Origin of the sequence: Kineosporia sp. A_224 (assembly GCF_002198655.1) — a bacterium.
Lineage (GTDB): Bacteria > Actinomycetota > Actinomycetes > Actinomycetales > Kineosporiaceae > R-H-3.
In genome coordinates, this window is sequence record NZ_MWLN01000226.1 from 1 (window position 1) to 16913 (window position 16913).

The window sequence follows — 16913 nt, forward strand, 5'->3', positions numbered from 1 at the left end:
CGGCAGCGCGAGGATCCGGGCCATCCGCCCCCGCATCGTCCGGGCCCGGCGCCGGGGTCGTTCACGGCCGGCCCCGTCGGGCGGGTCCGCACGCTCCTCGACGTCGATCGCGATCGTGCTCGCGGTTCGCTGACCCACCGCGGGGTCTCCCTTCGGCCGTCGGTCCTGGACACGACGACCGGTCGGCCGACGCGCGGACGCATCCGGACCGCGGAGGGTTCAGCACCTCCACGGCCACGTTCGTGCGGGTCGCGCCTGGCCAGGTCGCTCCGGCCCGGGGTTTCCGGGCCGCTCGATCGTGTAGCGTCCGACCCTCGCCGTACGCCCACGTCCCGCTACAGCGCGTTATGTTGGCACGGGACAGACGGGTATAGGTATGGATTTACAAGATCAAAACGCCTTCTTGTCAAAAAGATGTGCCATGTTACGTCAAGGGTGCTGTCACATGTACGCTGCGTAGCCACTTGAGGCTCGCGGACACTCTGCGTCGCGGAATGCCCACACCGGCGGGACGACGCCCGGCGGACCGGGCGTCGTCCCGACCGGGCCCGTCAGCGGCGCCGGCCCGTCGGCAGCGCCGGGACCATGGCCCCGAACGCGAGGTGCGCCGCGACGAGCGCGAGGCCGAGCGTCGTGAGGGAGAACCCGACGGAGAGGTCGAGCAGGGCGAGGACGAAGCAGACGAGCGCGGCGACGGCGAACATCGGGAGGCCTCCTGGTCGTGGCCACCGGCGTGCTGCCGGTGACTCGCCGCGGATCCTCCTCGTCCCGCCACGCGCGACAAGTCGAGACGCCGCCCGGTGGCGGCGCGGGCCCGGACGCCGGACGATCGACACCGCGGGCAGCACCGACCGAGGGCGCCCGCCCGACCGAGGGAGACAGGCATGCGCGCGATCTGGAACGGCGTCGTCCTCGCCGAGACGGCGGACACCGTCGTCGTCGAGGGCAACCACTACTTCCCGCGGGAGTCGCTGCGCGCCGAGCACTTCGTCGAGAGTGACCGGCGGACGACGTGCCCGTGGAAGGGCGAGGCCTCCTACCTCAGCGTGCACGCCGGGGACGCCGTGAACGCCGACGCCGCGTGGTACTACCCGCAGCCGAAGGACGCCGCGGCGCAGATCCGCGGCCGGGTCGCCTTCTGGAAGGGCGTCGAGGTCGTCGACGACTGAGCGAGGGCGGCCGGCAGGCCTTCGTCCCCGTGCGGATCGGCCAGGCGGGGCTACCGTCGGGAACGGACGGGTGACCACCACGGTCCACGCTCCGCGGGCCCGTCCGACGGAGGCCCGACGTGAGCCACGACAAGCTCGAGAAGATCCGCACCGCCCACGGTTTCGTCGCCGCGCTCGACCAGAGCGGCGGCAGCACCCCCAAGGCCCTGCGGCTGTACGGGCTCGACGAGACCGCCTACGGCGACGAGGCGGAGATGTTCGACCGCATCCACGAGATGCGCAGCCGGATCATGCGCAGCCCAGCGTTCACGGGAGACCGGATCCTCGGCGCGATCCTCTTCGAGCAGACGATGGACCGCGACGTCGACGGCAAGGGTGCCGCGGAGTACCTCTGGGAGGTCAAGGGTGTCGTCCCCTTCCTCAAGGTCGACAAGGGCCTCGCCGACGAGGTGGACGGCGCGCGCTGCATGAAGCCGATCCCCGGCCTCGACGCGCTGCTCGACCGGGCGAAGAGCCACGGGGTCTTCGGCACGAAGATGCGCTCCGTCGTCCAGGTCGCCGACCGGGCCGGCGTCGACGCTCTCGTCGCGCAGCAGTTCGAGCTCGCCGGCCGGATCCTCGACGCCGGCCTCGTGCCGATCGTCGAGCCCGAGGTCGACATCCACTCGCCGAGCAAGGGCGAGGCGGAGGTGCTGCTCAAGGCGGCCCTGCACCGGCACCTCGACGCGTTGCCCGACGGCCGGGCCGTCATGCTCAAGCTGACGCTCCCGGACGTGGACGACTTCTACGCCGACCTCGTCGCGCACCCGCACGTGCTGCGTGTCGTGGCCCTGTCCGGCGGGTACAGCCGGGACGACGCGAACAGCCGCCTCGCGCGCAACCACGGCGTCGTCGCGAGCTTCTCGCGCGCGCTCACCGAGGGGCTCACGGCGCAGCAGACCGAGGAGGAGTTCGACGCGATGCTCGAGGCCTCGATCGCGAGCATCTACGCGGCGTCCATCACCTGACCGCACGCCGGTGTGTCGTGCCCGGCTCCGCGCCCCCGGACCTGAAGCGTGGGCGAGGATCCGGGCATGACCGCGACGACCTCCGGATGGTTCGGCCTGGCACCACGGGACAGCGCGGAGCCGCACCGGGCCGCCACGCCGCTCGAGCTGCTCTTCGACCTCACGGTCGTGGTCGCCGTGGCCCAGGCCGCAGCCGAGCTGCACCACGCGCTGTCCGCCGGTGACGTCGTCGCCGGGGCCGCCCGGTACACGATGGTCTTCTTCGCCATCTGGTGGGCCTGGATGAACTTCACCTGGTTCGCCTCGGCCTACGACCGCGACGACGTGACCTACCGCCTTCTCACGCTGGTCCAGCTCGGCGGCGCCCTGCTCATCGCTGCCGGCATCCCCGCCGCCTTCGAGCACACCGACTTCCGGACCGTGACCGTCGGCTACACGGTCATGCGCGTCGCGCTCGTCGTCCAGTGGCTGCGGGCCGCCGCGGGGGACCCGGTCCGGCGGCCCGTGGCGCTGGCGTACGCCGCGGGGATCACCGTGGTCCAGCTCGGCTGGCTCGCCCGGCTGCTCCTGCCGCACCCGGACGCGCCGCCCGCCCTCGTCGCCTTCCTCCTGCTCGTGGCCGCCGAGATCGCGGTCCCGGTCGTCGCGGAGCGGCGCGCGACGTCGACCGCCTGGCACCCGGGGCACATCGCCGAGCGCTACAGCCTCTTCACGCTCATCGTGCTCGGCGAGTGCATCCTCGCGTGCACGGTGACCCTGCAGCGGGCGGTGACCGACGTGGGGCTGTCCGTCTCGGCCGTCGTCGTCGCCGTCTCGTCCGTGCTCGTCGTCTTCTGCCTCTGGTGGGTCTACTTCGAGGACGACGTGGCCGCCGGTCTGCGGACCGCCCCGCAGGAGTCGTTCCGCTGGGGCTACGCGCACTTCGCGGTCTTCGCCGGCGTCGCGGCCGTCGGCGCCGGCCTGCAGGTGGCCGCCGAGCACGTCACCGCGACGACGGCGACGGACTCCGCGGGTTCCGGCCAGGCCCCGGAGGCGGCCCACGGGATCGGCGCGCTGGGGGTCGGGCTGTCCGTCGCCGTCCCGGTCGCAGTGGTCCTCGTCGTCCTCGCCGCGCTCCACAACCGGCTCGACACGGTGCAGGTCCCCGTCGTGCTCTGGGCGGGCTCCGGCCTCGTCGTGCTCGGGTGCGGGCTGGCGGCCACGGCCGTGCCGGTGACCGTGTCCGTCGCCGGGACCGCCCTCGTCTGCGTCGCGGTCGTCGTCGTCAAGGTGGTCGCGCGCAGCCGGCCGGACCTGGTCTACCGCTCCCGGACCGTGCGGCCCTGACTCCTCAACCACGCGGCCCGGCTGCCGACGGGGACGACGTCCCCGGAGCCGTCGGGGCCGGCCGACGGAGGCAGACGCGCCATGGACATCCTCGACGCCGTCGCGGACACCTACCGCCGGCAGGGGCCGCTGCGGCAGCACGTCGCGGCGCGCAGCTTCCTCGCCGACCTGCCGGCGGACGTCGTCCAGGAGCAGCTCGGGACGTGCCTGGACGCCGGGGTGCTCGTCCCGGGCGACCAGGGCACGGTCCGGCTCTGCGACCGGCTCAAGGTCGCGGTGCTCACCCGGCCGGTGCTCGCGGCGTGGGTGCAGGACGCCAGAACCGCGCCGGGACCGCTCGGCGGCGCACTGGCCGAGGGGATCCGGGGCGAGCTGCGGGCCCTGGTCCGGTTCTGCCTCGGCGGCACCGACGACACCCAGCACCGGCGCGCCGTCGAGCTCACCGCCGTCCTCGCCACCGCGACGCTCGACGTCCAGGCGATCGACGTCGTCTCCGGGCTGCCCGGCACGACCCGCAGCCAGCTCCAGGACCTCGCGGCCGTCCCGGAGGGCAGCTGCCGGACGACGCACGAGCTGCTCGCACGGATGCGCCGCTACGTCACCACCGAGTTCGTCGAGGTCACGGGCTGACCCGCGGGGACGCCGGCCCGCCGGGACCGCCCGCCCCGACCCCGGCCGTTCGGCGGAGATCGGCCGGTCGCCCGCGCCGACGTGTGCCGGCTTGCAACACTGTCCTGTGAAGATCACTCGGGGGCGCTGCGGCGCCGGTGTCGTCCTGTCCGTCACGATCCTGCTCGGCCTCACCGGCTGCGGCTCGGGGTCGTCCACCACCTCCGCCGGCGCGGACGCGTCCGCCGCCGCCGCCACGTCCGGGGCGGCCACGCCGACCGCGGAGGCGAGCACGAGCGCCGCGGAGGACTCGGGCGGCGACGCGGGCGGCGACTACTGCGCCGTCGTCAAGGAGAACGTCGCCTACCTGACCGGCGGCGAGATCGGCAAGCTCGTGACGTCGGGCAAGAAGGCCGACTGGGAGAAGTACTTCGACATCACGGCGAAGGCGAACGACACGCTCGTGGCCGCCTCCCCCGACGAGATCCGGCCGGTCGTCGAGCAGCTCACGAAGGACTCCCAGGTGCTCCGGGGCGTCATCCAGAAGGCCGACTACGACATCGCCAAGGCCGGCACGAGCGAGGTGCTCGCGTCCATCAACACCCCCGAGCACCTCGCGGCGGTCGACCAGTTCGTCGCCTTCACCAAGAGCGAGTGCGACATCGACCTGCTCAAGCTGTCCTGACCCGGTCCGCCTGACCCGGTCCGCCTGACCCGGTCCGCCTGACCCGGTCCGCCTGACCCGGTCCGCCTGACCCGGAGCCACCCACCCCGTCCGGCAGCGCGCCGGCGGACCTGTCATCAGGTCCGCCGGCGCTCGCGCACGAGGACGATCTGGTTCTGCCGCCGCAGCTCGAACAGCTCGGTGGCCTCCACGAGGTCACTGAGCTTCCGGTAGCCGTAGTTGCGGGGGTCGAGGGACGCCTGGTTGCCGATCTGCTGGCCGACGGTGCCCAGGTGCGCCCAGCCGTCGTCCCCGCCCGCCGCGTCGACGGCGGAGCGCAGCAGCCGGACGAGCCGCGTGTTGCTCCGCAGCTGCTTGGCGTCGGCCGGCCGCAGCACGGCCTCGACGGCGACGTGCTCGGCCTCGGTCTCCTCGGCCACCGCGCCCGGCGCGGTGAGGCCCTCGATGTAGCTGAACTGGGAGCACGCGTTGACGAACGGGTCCGGCGTCTTCCGCTCGCCGAAGCCGTACACCTTGACGCCCTCGGTGAGCACCCGCATGACGAGCGGGGTGAAGTCGGCGTCGCTCGAGACGATGGCGAACGCGTCGAGGTTGCGCGCGTAGAGCAGGTCCATCGCGTCGATGACCATCGCCATGTCGGAGGCGTTCTTGCCCGCCGAGTACGCGAACTGCTGGATCGGCCGGATCGCGTACGTGTGGAGCACGCCTTCCCAGCCCTTGAGGTGGGGGCTCTTCCAGTTGCCGTAGGCGCGCCGCACGTTCGCCGTCCCGTGCCGGGCCACCTCGCTGAGGATCACGTCGATCTTGGCCGCCGGCGCGTTGTCGGCGTCGATGAGCAGCGCGATCCTGCGTTCGCTCGTCTCCATGGCGTACCCCCTCGCGGGCCAGGCTACGGCGGTCGGGCCGCCGCACCGCACCGACCGCCCGGCCAGGACGGCCGACCCGCTCAGGGCAGCTGCGGCCCGAGGACGTCCAGCGCGCGCAGGGTCACCCACTTCGACGGCCGGCCCTGCACCTCGACGTCGACCTCGGTCTTGCCGTTGTAGGCGTACTCGTTGACCCAGCGACCGTCCGGCCGGCGGTGCCCGAGCAGCCAGGCGCGCGCCGGCTGCAGACGCTCGTCGTCCCCGTGCCCGACCTCCGCGAGCGCCTCCAGCACCTGGAGGACGTCGGTGACGTAGCCGGACGGGAAGCCGAGCCGGAACCAGGACCGGCTGGGGCGCGTGTTGCCCCAGCCCATGGGGTAGTCCGCGACCGCCGGGTCCCGGGACAGCAGGAACGCGACGGCCTCGTCGACGGCGCGCTGCACGGTGGCGGACCTGTGCCCCGGCGGGATCCGGGCCAGCCCGCGCAGCTCCTTGACCGCGCCCCAGGCGCACGGCTGCCGGTCGTTCGCGCCGCAGGCGAAGTGCGGCCCGCTCGTCGCGGTCGCGTAGAAGCGCACGCCACCCGAGCCCGTCACCGCGGCGGCGGCCCACTCCGCCGCTGCCAGGACGCGCGGGTCGTCGCCCAGGCCCAGGCCGAGGAAGGCCCGCAGCAGGTTGCCGTTGAGGCAGTGCGCCACGGAGCTCGGCGGCGGCGTCCGGTCCCGCCCCGCGCCCGCCGCACCGAACCCGCCGGACGACGTGGCGCTGCGGCCGAGCAGGTACTCGCAGCCCCGCCGGACGCGCTCGTCGGCCGGGTCCGCGCCGAGCTGGTCGAGGAAGACGACCTGCCACACCGTGCCGCGGTACTTCGGCGTGTAACCCGCGCCGGGCTGCACCCACCACCCCTGCGGGTGCTGGGCGGCGAGGATCGACGCGATCGGGTCGCAGCGCATCGCGGCCGCGCGTGCCGCGACCACGTCGGGGTCCTCCGGGGACCGGCCGAGAAGCCGGCTCAGCGCGGCCGCCCGGACCGCCGGGTCCTGCGGCTCCAGCAGCCAGTCGACCAGCTCCGCACGAGCGAGCACTCCGGTCACGACGACCACCCCGCGGGCATCGTCCGCCTCCGGGCGACCGCCCGGACCGGGACCTGGGGCTCCCTCCGCCGGGGTGCGGGGGGGCCGTCGCACGGCGAGATGTCTCACTTCGAGACCAATCTTGACTCACTCCAGATTACTGACCAGACTCGGGCGCGTGCACCCCGCGTTCGACGCCGAACCCCTGCTCCGGGGGGCCGCTCTGCGCGTCACCCGGCCCCGGGTCGCGGTGCTGACCGCGGTGCACCAGCACCCGCACGCCGACACCGACTCGATCATCCGCACCGTCCGGGCGGACCTGGCCGACGTGTCCACCCAGGCGGTGTACGACGTGCTGCGTGCCCTGACCACCGCGGGCCTCGTGCGGCGCATCGAGCCGGCAGGCTCCGCCGCACGCTACGAGGCCCGGGTCGGGGACAACCACCACCACGTCGTGTGCCGGTCGTGCGGTGACATCGCCGACGTCGACTGCGCCGTGGGCTACACCCCGTGCCTCACCGCCTCGCACGACCACGGCTTCTCGATCGACGAGGCCGAGGTCGTCTACTGGGGCCTGTGCCCCGACTGCTCCACGGCTCGTAGCTCCTGACCGCACCCCACCGAACCGTTGGTAGAGAAAGGATCCATCCGTGTCCGAAACCCATGATGCAGTCGTCGGCGACATGAACCAGGAGCCCGAGGCGAAGTGCCCGGTCCTGCACTCGACCGGTGGCACGTCCAACCGTGACTGGTGGCCCAACCAGCTCGACGTGAACGTCCTGCACCGCAACTCCGCCAAGAGCGACCCGATGGGCGGCGACTTCGACTACGCCGCGGAGTTCAAGACCCTCGACCTCGCCGCCGCCAAGGCGGACATCGCGGCCGTGCTCACGGACTCCCAGGACTGGTGGCCGGCCGACTTCGGCAACTACGGGCCGCTCTTCGTCCGGATGACCTGGCACGCCGCCGGCACCTACCGGATCAGCGACGGCCGCGGCGGCGCGGGCACCGGCCAGCAGCGGTTCGCCCCGCTCAACAGCTGGCCGGACAACGGCAACCTCGACAAGGCGCGCCGCCTGCTCTGGCCGGTCAAGAAGAAGTACGGCCGCAAGCTGTCCTGGGCCGACCTGCTCGTCCTGGCCGGCAACGTCGCCATCGAGCAGATGGGCCTGCCGACCTTCGGCTTCGGCGGCGGCCGCGCCGACGTCTGGGAGCCGGAGCCCGTCAACTGGGGCACCGAGGACACCTGGCTCGGCGACAAGCGCTACAGCGGCGAGCGTGACCTGACGAACCCGCTGGCTGCGGTCCAGATGGGTCTCATCTACGTCAACCCGGAGGGCCCCAACGGCACCCCGGACCCGCTCGCCGCGGCCCGCGACATCCGCGAGACCTTCGCCCGGATGGCGATGAACGACGAGGAGACCGTCGCGCTCATCGCCGGCGGCCACACGTTCGGCAAGACCCACGGCGCCGGCGACGCCGCGCTCGTCGGCCCCGAGCCGGAGGCCGCCCCGCTGCAGGAGATGGGCCTGGGCTGGACCAGCAGCCACGCCACCGGCAAGGGCGGCGACGCCATCACCAGCGGCCTCGAGGTGACCTGGACCCAGAAGCCGACCGAGTGGTCGAACCTCTACTTCGACAACCTCTTCGGCTTCGAGTGGGAGCTCAGCGAGAGCCCGGCCGGCGCCAAGCAGTGGGTCGCGAAGGACGCTCCGCCGTCGATCCCGGACCCGGTCACCGGCGAGCCGACCCGCGTGCCGACGATGCTCACGACGGACCTGTCGCTGCGCTTCGACCCGGCCTACGCCGTCATCTCCCAGCGCTTCCACGAGAACCCGGCCGAGTTCGCCGACGCCTTCGCCCGCGCGTGGTTCAAGCTGACCCACCGTGACATGGGCCCGGTCACGCGCTACCTCGGCCCGGAGGTCCCCTCGGAGGAGCTCATCTGGCAGGACCCGGTCCCCGCGGTCGACCACACGCTCGTCGGCGCGGACGACGTCGCGGCCCTCAAGGCGACGATCCTCGCCTCGGGGCTCACCGTGTCCCAGCTGGTCACCACGGCGTGGGCGTCGGCGTCGACGTTCCGCGGCACCGACAAGCGCGGCGGCGCCAACGGCGCCCGCATCCGGCTCGCGCCGCAGAACGGCTGGGACGTCAACAACCCGGCCGAACTGGCGACCGTGCTGCGGACGCTCGAGGGCATCCAGGCGCAGTTCAACGCCGCGGGCGGCGCGAAGGTCTCGCTCGCCGACCTCATCGTGCTCGGTGGGTCCGCAGCGGTCGAGGCGGCCGCGAAGGCTGCCGGCCACGACGTCACCGTGCCGTTCACCCCCGGCCGCACCGACGCGTCGCAGGAGCAGACGGACGTCGACTCGTTCGCCGTCCTCGAGCCGGTGGCCGACGGGTTCCGCAACTACGCCGGCAAGGGCGGCCTCCCGGCCCCCGCGGAGGCGCTGCTCGTCGACAAGGCGGACCTGCTCACGCTCACCGCGCCCGAGCTCACCGTGCTCGTCGGCGGGCTGCGGGTGCTCGGCGCGAACTACGACGGCTCCGCGCTCGGCGTCCTCACGACGCGGCCCGGGACGCTGACGACGGACTTCTTCGTCAACATCCTCGACGTCGCCACGGTGTGGAGCCCGGTCTCGGAGGCCGAGGACACGTTCGAGGGTCGCAACCGCGCGACCGGTGCGGTGACGTGGAGCGGTAGCCGCGCCGACCTCGTGTTCGGCTCGAACTCGCAGCTGCGGGCGCTCGCCGAGGTCTACGCGAGCGACGACTCGCAGACGAAGTTCGTCGGCGACTTCGTCGCAGCGTGGACGAAGGTCATGGAGCTCGACCGGTTCGACGTCGCCTGACGCCGTACCACCGGCAGCACCACCGGCAGCACCACCGGCAGCACCACCGGCAGCACCTGGGCCCCGGACGGCGTACGCGCCGTCCGGGGCCCCGTCCGTTCCCGCCCGACGAGCGACCATCGCCCCGGTCCGCCGCCGCCCGTGCGACGTAGTCTCACGCGCGGAGGGGGAGGCGATCACCATGCCTCGGTCAGTGCTGACCTTGTCGTCGCGTGCCGCGCGTTCCGGGCTCGTCGCAGTCGTCACGGGGGTGGTCCTCGCCGCGGGCCTGGCCGCACCGGCCGCCGCCGCCGTCCCGACCGCCCCCACCGGGGTGTGGGGCATCGGGTACGAGGGCGCCGTCCGGCTGACCTGGGTCGGCCCGGACGACGACGGCGGCGCCGCGATCACGTCCTACCTCGTCACGGACGACCTCGGCGGCTCGTGGACGCTCGACCCGGAGGCCATCTACCCGACCGTCATCGACGGCCTCCCGAACGGCGTCGCCCGGCGCTTCACCGTGACGGCGGTCAACACGGACGGACCGGGGCCGGCGTCCGCGCCGTCGGCACCGGTCACGCCGCACGCGCAGTACGCAGGGCCTGTCTGGACCGCGACCGGCTCGCTGCCGGCGGCCCGGGAGCACGCCGGGGCCGTCCTGCTCGGCACCGGCCAGGTGCTCGTCGTCGGCGGCACCCGCTTCGACCCGGCGACCTGGACCTCGCACGCGCTGGCCACGGCGCTGCTCTACGACCCGGCGACCGGTCGCTGGGCGCGCACCGGCTCGCTGCCGGCGCCGAGGGCGGAGTTCGCCCTCGTCACGCTCGCCGACGGTCGGGTGCAGCTCACCGGCGGCTTCGACGCGTCGTGGTCACCGACGGCCACGACGTTCCTCTACGACCCGGCGACCGGCACGTGGAGCACCGGCACCCCGATGACCCGGGCCCGGGCCCACCACTCGGCGACCGTGCTGGCGAACCGGCAGGTGCTCGTCGCAGGCGGCGAGACCACCGGCCCCGCGGTGACCGCCACCGCCGAGACGTACGCCCCCGCGACCGCGACCTGGCGCGCCACCCGGCCCATGCCGACACCGCGGCACCGGCACAGCGCCGTCGTGCTCCCGGCCGGCAGCGCCGGTCAGGTGATCCTGGTGGGCGGCAACGACGGGACCGACGGGCTGCGGCCCACGGCCCTCTACGAGCAGGCGACCCGGACCTGGGTCGTCGGGCCGTCCCTGCAGCGCCAGCGCACGACGGAGGACGTCGGCGACCCGACCGTGACGGCCCTCGCGGACGGCCGCGTCCTGGTCGCCGGCGGCTACTACGGCGGCGTGCTGCGGTCGGCGGAGGTCTACACGCCGTCGACGAACACGTTCGCGCTCACGCGGCCGCTGCGGTTCGCGCTCGAGGGTGACCACACCGCGACGCTGCTCACCGACGGGCGCGTGCTGGTCGTCGGCGGGATCGACGACTGGGGCGGGCTGCGGACGACGCAGCTCTGGTCGCCGGTCACCGGCCGGTGGACCCGCGGCAACGACCTGCCGGGCGACCGGGCGTCGCACGTGGCGGTCCGGACCGGCAGCGGTGCCGTGCTCGTGGCCGGGGGCATGGAGTGGGCGCCGGCCTTCGGGTCGGTGCGGACGGCGCTGCTCTACCAGCCGTGAGGAAGGGCGGGGCCCCGGACGGCACGCGCCGTCCGGGGCCTTGCCGTCGTCACCGGCCCGGCGTCAGCGCTTCGGCGTGAGCGCCACGACGGGGATGACCCGGTCGGTCTTCGTCTGGTACTCGGCGAACCCTGGTGACCAGGTGACGACCTGCTGCCAGGCCCGCGCGCGCTCGTCCCCCTCGAGCACCTCGGCCTCGGCGTCGTACTCCGCGAGCGCGTCACCCTCCCAGCGGCGCACGTGCACCGTCGGGTTCGCGACGAGGTTGTGGAACCACGCGGGATGGGTGTCCGCGCCGGCCTTGCTCGCGATGACGAGCAGCCGGTCCCCGTCGGGCAGGCAGGCGACCGGTGAGGTGCGCCGCTGCCCGGTCCTCGCACCGGTCGTGTCGAGCAGCACGAGGTTGTGGCGGTCGAACGTGTCCACGATCCGCGCGCGTCCCTCCAGGAACTGCTCGATGACGGCGTCGTTCCAGCCCATGCCTACCTCCGGTGTCGGCGGCTCCCCGGCGGAGCCGCACCCGACCCAACACCCGGGCGGCGCGGGTGCTTCCGCGGCGCGCCGCGGCGTCCGCTTTGGTTCACCCGCCGGCCGGCCGACGTACCTCCTGTGGGTCCTGAGGCACCGGTGACCGCCGCGTCGGCCGCCCCGGCGGGCGCTGTCGCGCGCGCCGGGCTCGCGGCCCGCCTCGACGACCTCGAACGACAGCGGTCGGCGGACGTCGAGCAGCGGCTCCTCGGGGCCCGCGAGGTCGAGGACGAGGCGCGCGCCGCCGGCCTCGAGGTCGAGGCCATGCGGGCCCGGCTCGTGGTCGCCGACATGCTGCTGCGTCTGGGGGACAGCACCCGGGCCGCCCAGCTCGCCGTCGAGGTCAACGCCTGGGCAGCCCAGGAGGGCCCGCGCTCGGTGCGGTCGCGCAGCCACCTCGTGCTCTCGTCCCTGCTCGAGAGCATCGGGGACGCCGCCTCGTCGCTCGACCACGCCGTCCGGGCCCTGGAGCTGCTGGACGGCTCGACCCCGGCCCGGCAGCGCGGCAGCACGCTGCTGCGGCTGGCGGACGCGGCGGCGCTCGTCGGGGCGGTGGACGACGCCCGCCGGCGGTACCGGGAGGCCGGAGCCGTCTTCGCCGCGCTCCGCGACGAGGACCACCGGCTCATCGTCCTGAACAACCTCGCGGTCCTCGAGTACGAGAGCGGGGACGCGACCGCGGCCCTCGCCGCGGCCGACCAGCTCGTGCAGCGGTGCGGCGAGGACGCGCTGGACGCGGCGTACGCCGACACCATCGCGCGGGCGCACCTCGCGGCGGGCGACCTGGGGACGGCGGAGCGGATGGTGCTGCTCGGGTTCCGGCGGCGGCAGACGCTCGGGGAGGCCCAGGCGGTCACCCCGGCCGAGCTCCTGCTCACGCACGCGGAGGTGCTGCTGGCGCTGGGCCGCGTCGACGAGGCCGCGCAGCGGCTCGACGAGTGCACGGTCGTGTGCGAGGAGCGCGGGCTGCGGGCCGCCCGGGTCCAGACGCTCGAGCTGCTGGCCCGGGTGCACGCGGCCCGCGGCGACCTCGCCGCCGCGTACGCGACGCACCGCACGTTCCACGAGGAGTACGTGGCCGTCCGGTCCCACCAGCAGGAGGCCGCCGCCCGGACCCGGCAGGCCCTCGCGGAGACGGCGGAGGCCCGGGCCGAGGCCCGCCGGTTCCGGGAGCAGGCGCGCACCGACCCGCTCACCGAGCTGCCGAACCGTCGCTTCGTCGACGAGGAGCTGCCCCGGCTGCTCGCGGAGGCCGCGCACGAGCCCGGGTGCGTGCTGGCGGCGGTCGTCGACGTCGACCACTTCAAGCAGGTCAACGACGGCTTCTCGCACGACGTGGGTGACGAGGTGCTCCGACGGCTCGGTCAGCGGCTGGCCGCCGCGGCGGTCCCCCACGGCTTCGCCGCGCGGCTCGGCGGCGAGGAGTTCCTCGTCGTGCTGCGGTGCGACGAGCCGGGCACGGGAGCGGCCCGGCTGGAGAGGCTGCGCACCGACGTGCAGGCACTGCCCTGGCAGGAGGTCGCGGCGGGGCTCGGCGTCACCGTGAGCATCGGAGCCGGCCTGGCCGGCCCGGCGGACACCCAGGCCACCCTGCTGCGCCGCGCGGACGAGAACCTCTACCGGGCCAAGGCACAGGGGCGGAACCGGGTGGTCGGCGACCCCGGCGCGGCTCAGCGCGCGACGTAGACCGTGTTCGCGGACTCCCCGCGGGTCAACGGGTTCGCGAAGGTGACGACGTGCGCCTCGACGCTGCCGAACACCGCGCGCAGCACTCCGAGGAACGCCTCGTCGGGCGGGTCGTCGGACCACAGCGCGAAGACCCCGCCGGGATGCAGGTGCCGGAGCAGGTGCCGCAGCCCGTCGACGGTGTAGAACGCGGCGTGGCTCGGGTGCAGGACGTGCGCCGGCGTGTGGTCGATGTCCACGAGGACGGCGTGGAACCGCCGGCCCGGCGCGTCGGGGTCGTAGCCGTCGTCCGTCGCGGTGGCCGCGAAGAAGTCCCCGCGGACGAGCCGCGCACGCGGATCGGCGGCCAGCCCGACGGTGTCCGGCAGCAGGTCGCGCTCGTGCCAGTCGACCACCTCGGCGAGCGCCTCGACGACGACCAGCGCGCCGACGCGGGCGTCCTCCAGCACCGTCCGCGCGGTGTAGCCGAGACCGAGCCCGCCGACGACGACGTCGAGACCGCCGCCGTCCGGGTCGGGCAGGGCGGCCAGGCCGAGCCGGGCCAGCTCGACCTCGGCGACGGTGAACAGGCTCGACATGAGGAACTCGTCGCCGAGCTTCACCTCGAAGACGTCGACCCCGAGCGTCGGCTCGACCCGGCGGCGCAGGCTGATCTCCCCCATCGCGGTGCTCGCCCAGGCGAGCTCCTCGAACCGTGCACCCACGCGGCGTCCCGTCGTCGACGCCGCGGCGGTGAGGTCACCCGGTCGGCGCGCCAAGGTACCGCGCCGGCGGCCGGGCCGACGGTTGACGGGCCCCGTTCCCCGGCATATCGTTCTTCGATATCCATCTCGTTTTTCGATACGGAGGCGATGACATGACGACGCCGCGCCCACGGCGAGCGCTGCGGCTCCTGCAGGGGGCGGCGACCACGGTCCACGTCGCGGCGCTCTGCCTCGCCGTCGCCGTGCTCGTCATCGCGTTCGTCCCGGGGTCATCGGTGACGGTCGACCTTCCCGCCCACCTGTTCAGCACCCCGGCGGCCGTCACCGGCACCACCCCGGGGGTCACCCTCGACCCGGCGGGGCAGCTGGCCTTCGTGCTCGCCGACCCGACGACCGTGCAGCGGCTGCTCCGGGCCACGACCGTCGTCCCCGGCCTGCTCGTCGTCGCCGAGGTCGCCCGCCGGCTGGCCGACCTCCTGCGCTCGGCCCGGCAGCACGACCCGTTCACCGCGCAGACCGTCCGGCGGCTCACGACGGTCGCGAAGATCGCCGCGGTGGGCGGCTCCGCGACGTGGCTGCTCGGCGTCGTCGCGGCCTGGGTGCTCGTGTCGACCGTCGTCGACCCGCAGGTCACGGTCGAGCCGTCCGGGGGCCTGGTCGGCTGGCTCGCCGTCGGCCTCGTCGTCGCCGGGTTCGCGCAGCTGGTGGACCGCGGCGTCGACCTGCGCACCGAGCTCGACACCGTCATCTGATGACCGAGCAGCACCGTGTGACGGTCCGACTGGACGAGCTGCTCGTGGCCCGCGGGATGACCCTCGTCGAGCTGTCGTCGCAGGTCGGCGTCACGGTGGCGAACCTGTCGATCCTCAAGAACGGCCACGCGCGCGCCATCCGCTTCAGCACCCTGACCGCGATCTGCGACGCGGTCGGCTGCACCCCCGGCGACCTGCTGGGGCTGCGCGGGGACGACGCGCCCGCCGGGTGAGCCCGGCAGCAGTCCCGGACGCCCGGGACGTTCCGCAGGTGGTGCCGCGCACCGCCCGGAGAAGAATTGATGCCGTCGCACCCGCGAGGGCGCCACCGTCCAGGACCGTGACGATCCTGCAGGGACGACCGGGTGCAGAAGGAGGAGCCATGACTCCCACCGCCCCGAGCACCGGGGACCTGCGGCGTCGCACCGCCGAGCGGGCCTACGCGCAGCTCGGCCACTCACCGTCGCCGCGCCCGCTCCTCGCCGTCCACTGCGCGTCCGCCCACCACGTCGCCACCGTCTTCGCGACCCCGGCGGGAGCCGTGTTCGTCTCCGTGCCGCGGGCCCACAGCCACGGAGACCGCGACCGGCACGACGCCGCCCACCACGGCGGCCACCGGGACCGGCCCTACGTCGACTGGGTCGACCCCGACGGCGGGGTGACGCTCGACGACCCGCTGCCCGCCGGCTGCGAGTGCGGCGCTCGGTCGCTGTCCCGGCGGCTGCTCCTGCGGGCCGTCGCGGCCGGGGAGCACCGGATGGTCATCGACTGACCGGCGCCCCGCTCACTCGACGAAGTCGGCCTCGAGGTGCTCGGGCGCGCGCATCCGCCAGGCGTCGGTGACGAGCTCGGTGAGCCGCGCGACGTCCACCGTCCCGAGCCGCAGCATGACCAGCGGCACGTCGCCGTAGCCGGGCGCGGTGAAGAACCTCTCCGGCTCGCCGAGCAGGAGGGCCTGCTTCTCGTCCTCGTCGCCGACGAAGAGCACGGCGACGTCGGTGCGGATCTCGCGCGGTCTGCCGGGCCGGCGCTCCGGGTACGACCAGACGAAGCCCTTGCCACCGACGCGGAAGTCGAAGCCGGCGCTCTGTACCTCCTCCACGTGGGGCAGCGCGCGGGCCAGCCGCCGCACGTCGTCCGCGTCAGCCATCGGGAACCGTTCTGCCGGAGGTCTTCTGCACTCCCAGACGCTACCTCGTCGGTCGGCCGGGCGGCGTCGGCCCGGGGCTCAGGCGTCGGCGCCGTACAGCGCCGCGATGTCCTGCGAGCTCGCCCAGCCGCCGTAGGTCGGCCCCTGCGGCCAGCCCTCGGGCGAGTCCTGCCACTCCTCCCGCCGGCCGTAGGGCAGCAGGTCGATGAGCGCGAACGTGTAGCTGAGCTGCTCGGTGCCGCGGCCGTTCGTGTGCCAGGTGCGGTAGACCGTGTCGCCGTCGCGGAGGAACACGTTGACGGCGAACCCGCCTCCGGGAGGCGCGCCGACGTCCGTGCCGAACGGGCTGTTCGCCGTCGAGTACCAGGTCATGGTGTTCCCGACCCGCTCCTTGTACGCGAGGGCCTCGTCGATCGGCCCCTGCGTCACGACGACGAACCGGGCGTCGTAGCCGGCGAGCACCTCCAGCCGGGTGAACTGGGCGGTGAACCCGGTGCAGCCGCCGCACTGCCAGGTCTCGCCGGGGAACCACATGTGGTTGTAGACGATGAGCTGGGACGCGCCGCCGAAGACGTCGGCGAGCCGCACCGGGCCCTCCTCGCCCTCGAGGGTGTAGTCGGGCATCCGGACCATCGGCAGGCGGCGGCGCTGCGCGGCGACGGCGTCGAGCTCGCGGGTCACCGCCTTCTCGCGGGTGCGCAGCGCGTCGAGGTCACGCTGCCACGTGGCGGCGTCGACGATCGGGGGCAGAGCGGTGGCGGACATGGTCCTCCTCGCCGGTCGGGGCAGGGTCGCTGGTCGCGACGTCCCCGTGCAGACCGGGGCCGGGCCGCCGACTCATCGGCCTGCCCGGCAGGCGTC

The 16913-nt window shown here is 74.1% G+C and carries 19 protein-coding genes; 12 read left to right on the forward strand and 7 right to left on the reverse strand.

What is annotated here, in order from left to right; translation table 11 throughout:
• Positions 1 to 551 precede the first annotated feature (551 nt).
• Positions 552 to 704, reverse strand: a complete 153-nt coding sequence (locus EDJALFJO_RS34660; protein ID WP_158220619.1) for a hypothetical protein — start codon at positions 702 to 704, stop codon at positions 552 to 554.
• 180 nt (positions 705 to 884) lie between these two features.
• Here EDJALFJO_RS34660 and EDJALFJO_RS30135 point away from each other — a divergent pair, with 180 nt between their 5' ends.
• From EDJALFJO_RS30135 to EDJALFJO_RS30155, 5 genes are all read left to right on the forward strand, one after another.
• Positions 885 to 1169, forward strand: coding sequence for a DUF427 domain-containing protein (locus EDJALFJO_RS30135; protein ID WP_088290099.1), 285 nt, complete (start codon positions 885 to 887; stop codon positions 1167 to 1169).
• Positions 1170 to 1288: 119 nt separating this feature from the next.
• The gene (locus EDJALFJO_RS30140) at positions 1289 to 2176 is read left to right on the forward strand and encodes a fructose bisphosphate aldolase (protein WP_088290101.1); all 888 of its coding nucleotides are present in this window, start codon (positions 1289 to 1291) and stop codon (positions 2174 to 2176) included.
• Between the two features lie 66 nt (positions 2177 to 2242).
• Positions 2243 to 3502, forward strand: coding sequence for a low temperature requirement protein A (locus tag EDJALFJO_RS30145; RefSeq protein WP_088290103.1), 1260 nt, complete (start codon positions 2243 to 2245; stop codon positions 3500 to 3502).
• A gap of 81 nt (positions 3503 to 3583) precedes the next feature.
• On the forward strand, positions 3584 to 4132 hold the full coding sequence (locus EDJALFJO_RS30150; RefSeq protein ID WP_088290104.1) for a hypothetical protein: 549 nt from the start codon (positions 3584 to 3586) through the stop codon (positions 4130 to 4132).
• A gap of 106 nt (positions 4133 to 4238) precedes the next feature.
• Positions 4239 to 4796, forward strand: coding sequence for a hypothetical protein (locus EDJALFJO_RS30155; RefSeq protein ID WP_088290106.1), 558 nt, complete (start codon positions 4239 to 4241; stop codon positions 4794 to 4796).
• Between the two features lie 116 nt (positions 4797 to 4912).
• On the opposite strand, the gene EDJALFJO_RS30160 is transcribed toward EDJALFJO_RS30155, so the two are convergent.
• Together EDJALFJO_RS30160 and EDJALFJO_RS30165 are read right to left on the reverse strand one after the other, a co-directional pair.
• A complete protein-coding gene (locus EDJALFJO_RS30160) occupies positions 4913 to 5662 on the reverse strand; it encodes an NYN domain-containing protein (RefSeq protein ID WP_088290108.1) in 750 nt (249 codons plus the stop codon).
• A gap of 80 nt (positions 5663 to 5742) precedes the next feature.
• Positions 5743 to 6756, reverse strand: a complete 1014-nt coding sequence (locus EDJALFJO_RS30165; RefSeq protein ID WP_143448874.1) for a nitrogen fixation protein NifH — start codon at positions 6754 to 6756, stop codon at positions 5743 to 5745.
• 157 nt (positions 6757 to 6913) lie between these two features.
• On the opposite strand from EDJALFJO_RS30165, the gene EDJALFJO_RS30170 reads away from it, so the two are divergent.
• The 3 genes from EDJALFJO_RS30170 to EDJALFJO_RS30180 all read left to right on the forward strand — a co-directional run bounded on the left by EDJALFJO_RS30170 (position 6914) and on the right by EDJALFJO_RS30180 (position 11232).
• Positions 6914 to 7345 (forward strand): Fur family transcriptional regulator, encoded by a 432-nt coding sequence (locus EDJALFJO_RS30170; protein ID WP_198950777.1) that lies wholly within the window; start codon positions 6914 to 6916, stop codon positions 7343 to 7345.
• Between the two features lie 73 nt (positions 7346 to 7418).
• A complete protein-coding gene (katG, locus tag EDJALFJO_RS30175; protein ID WP_088290112.1) occupies positions 7419 to 9590 on the forward strand; it encodes a catalase/peroxidase HPI in 2172 nt (723 codons plus the stop codon).
• 193 nt (positions 9591 to 9783) lie between these two features.
• The gene (locus tag EDJALFJO_RS30180; protein ID WP_143448875.1) at positions 9784 to 11232 is read left to right on the forward strand and encodes a kelch repeat-containing protein; all 1449 of its coding nucleotides are present in this window, start codon (positions 9784 to 9786) and stop codon (positions 11230 to 11232) included.
• Positions 11233 to 11295: 63 nt separating this feature from the next.
• Here the strand turns inward: EDJALFJO_RS30180 and EDJALFJO_RS30185 are convergent, their stop codons facing one another.
• Entirely contained in the window at positions 11296 to 11712 is a 417-nt protein-coding gene (locus EDJALFJO_RS30185; RefSeq protein ID WP_088290116.1) for a nitroreductase/quinone reductase family protein, read from the reverse strand.
• Positions 11713 to 11859: 147 nt separating this feature from the next.
• Here EDJALFJO_RS30185 and EDJALFJO_RS30190 point away from each other — a divergent pair, with 147 nt between their 5' ends.
• Positions 11860 to 13446: a diguanylate cyclase gene (locus EDJALFJO_RS30190; protein ID WP_088290118.1), complete on the forward strand. Its 1587-nt coding sequence runs from the start codon at positions 11860 to 11862 to the stop codon at positions 13444 to 13446.
• On the opposite strand, the gene EDJALFJO_RS30195 is transcribed toward EDJALFJO_RS30190, so the two are convergent.
• Positions 13431 to 14150: a spermidine synthase gene (locus EDJALFJO_RS30195; protein WP_088290120.1), complete on the reverse strand. Its 720-nt coding sequence runs from the start codon at positions 14148 to 14150 to the stop codon at positions 13431 to 13433. The two genes, EDJALFJO_RS30190 and EDJALFJO_RS30195, sit on opposite strands and share 16 nt — an antisense overlap.
• A gap of 152 nt (positions 14151 to 14302) precedes the next feature.
• Here EDJALFJO_RS30195 and EDJALFJO_RS30200 point away from each other — a divergent pair, with 152 nt between their 5' ends.
• The 3 genes from EDJALFJO_RS30200 (at position 14303) to EDJALFJO_RS30210 (ending at position 15674) form a co-directional block, all read left to right on the forward strand.
• Entirely contained in the window at positions 14303 to 14902 is a 600-nt protein-coding gene (locus EDJALFJO_RS30200) for a DUF2975 domain-containing protein (RefSeq protein ID WP_088290122.1), read from the forward strand.
• A complete protein-coding gene (locus EDJALFJO_RS30205; RefSeq protein ID WP_088290124.1) occupies positions 14902 to 15135 on the forward strand; it encodes a helix-turn-helix transcriptional regulator in 234 nt (77 codons plus the stop codon). Before EDJALFJO_RS30200 ends, EDJALFJO_RS30205 begins: the two co-directional genes overlap by 1 nt.
• 149 nt (positions 15136 to 15284) lie before the next feature.
• A complete protein-coding gene (locus tag EDJALFJO_RS30210; RefSeq protein WP_088290126.1) occupies positions 15285 to 15674 on the forward strand; it encodes a hypothetical protein in 390 nt (129 codons plus the stop codon).
• Between the two features lie 12 nt (positions 15675 to 15686).
• On the opposite strand, the gene EDJALFJO_RS30215 is transcribed toward EDJALFJO_RS30210, so the two are convergent.
• The gene (locus EDJALFJO_RS30215) at positions 15687 to 16052 is read right to left on the reverse strand and encodes an MmcQ/YjbR family DNA-binding protein (protein WP_088290128.1); all 366 of its coding nucleotides are present in this window, start codon (positions 16050 to 16052) and stop codon (positions 15687 to 15689) included.
• 78 nt (positions 16053 to 16130) lie between these two features.
• Positions 16131 to 16817, reverse strand: a complete 687-nt coding sequence (locus tag EDJALFJO_RS30220) for a DUF899 family protein (protein ID WP_088290130.1) — start codon at positions 16815 to 16817, stop codon at positions 16131 to 16133.
• Positions 16818 to 16913: the final 96 nt, after the last annotated feature.

Bases quoted from the DNA above. Each gene is read 5' to 3' on its own strand.
- EDJALFJO_RS34660 (WP_158220619.1), bottom strand. From the start codon at position 704: ATGTTCGCCGTCGCCGCGCTCGTCTGCTTCGTCCTCGCCCTGCTCGAC.
- EDJALFJO_RS30135 (WP_088290099.1), top strand. From the start codon at position 885: ATGCGCGCGATCTGGAACGGCGTCGTCCTCGCCGAGACGGCGGACACC.
- EDJALFJO_RS30145 (WP_088290103.1), top strand. From the start codon at position 2,243: ATGACCGCGACGACCTCCGGATGGTTCGGCCTGGCACCACGGGACAGC.
- EDJALFJO_RS30150 (WP_088290104.1), top strand. From the start codon at position 3,584: ATGGACATCCTCGACGCCGTCGCGGACACCTACCGCCGGCAGGGGCCG.
- EDJALFJO_RS30160 (WP_088290108.1), bottom strand. From the start codon at position 5,662: ATGGAGACGAGCGAACGCAGGATCGCGCTGCTCATCGACGCCGACAAC.
- katG (WP_088290112.1), top strand. From the start codon at position 7,419: ATGAACCAGGAGCCCGAGGCGAAGTGCCCGGTCCTGCACTCGACCGGT.
- EDJALFJO_RS30185 (WP_088290116.1), bottom strand. From the start codon at position 11,712: ATGGGCTGGAACGACGCCGTCATCGAGCAGTTCCTGGAGGGACGCGCG.
- EDJALFJO_RS30200 (WP_088290122.1), top strand. From the start codon at position 14,303: ATGACGACGCCGCGCCCACGGCGAGCGCTGCGGCTCCTGCAGGGGGCG.
- EDJALFJO_RS30205 (WP_088290124.1), top strand. From the start codon at position 14,902: ATGACCGAGCAGCACCGTGTGACGGTCCGACTGGACGAGCTGCTCGTG.
- EDJALFJO_RS30210 (WP_088290126.1), top strand. From the start codon at position 15,285: ATGACTCCCACCGCCCCGAGCACCGGGGACCTGCGGCGTCGCACCGCC.
- EDJALFJO_RS30215 (WP_088290128.1), bottom strand. From the start codon at position 16,052: ATGGCTGACGCGGACGACGTGCGGCGGCTGGCCCGCGCGCTGCCCCAC.
- EDJALFJO_RS30220 (WP_088290130.1), bottom strand. From the start codon at position 16,817: ATGTCCGCCACCGCTCTGCCCCCGATCGTCGACGCCGCCACGTGGCAG.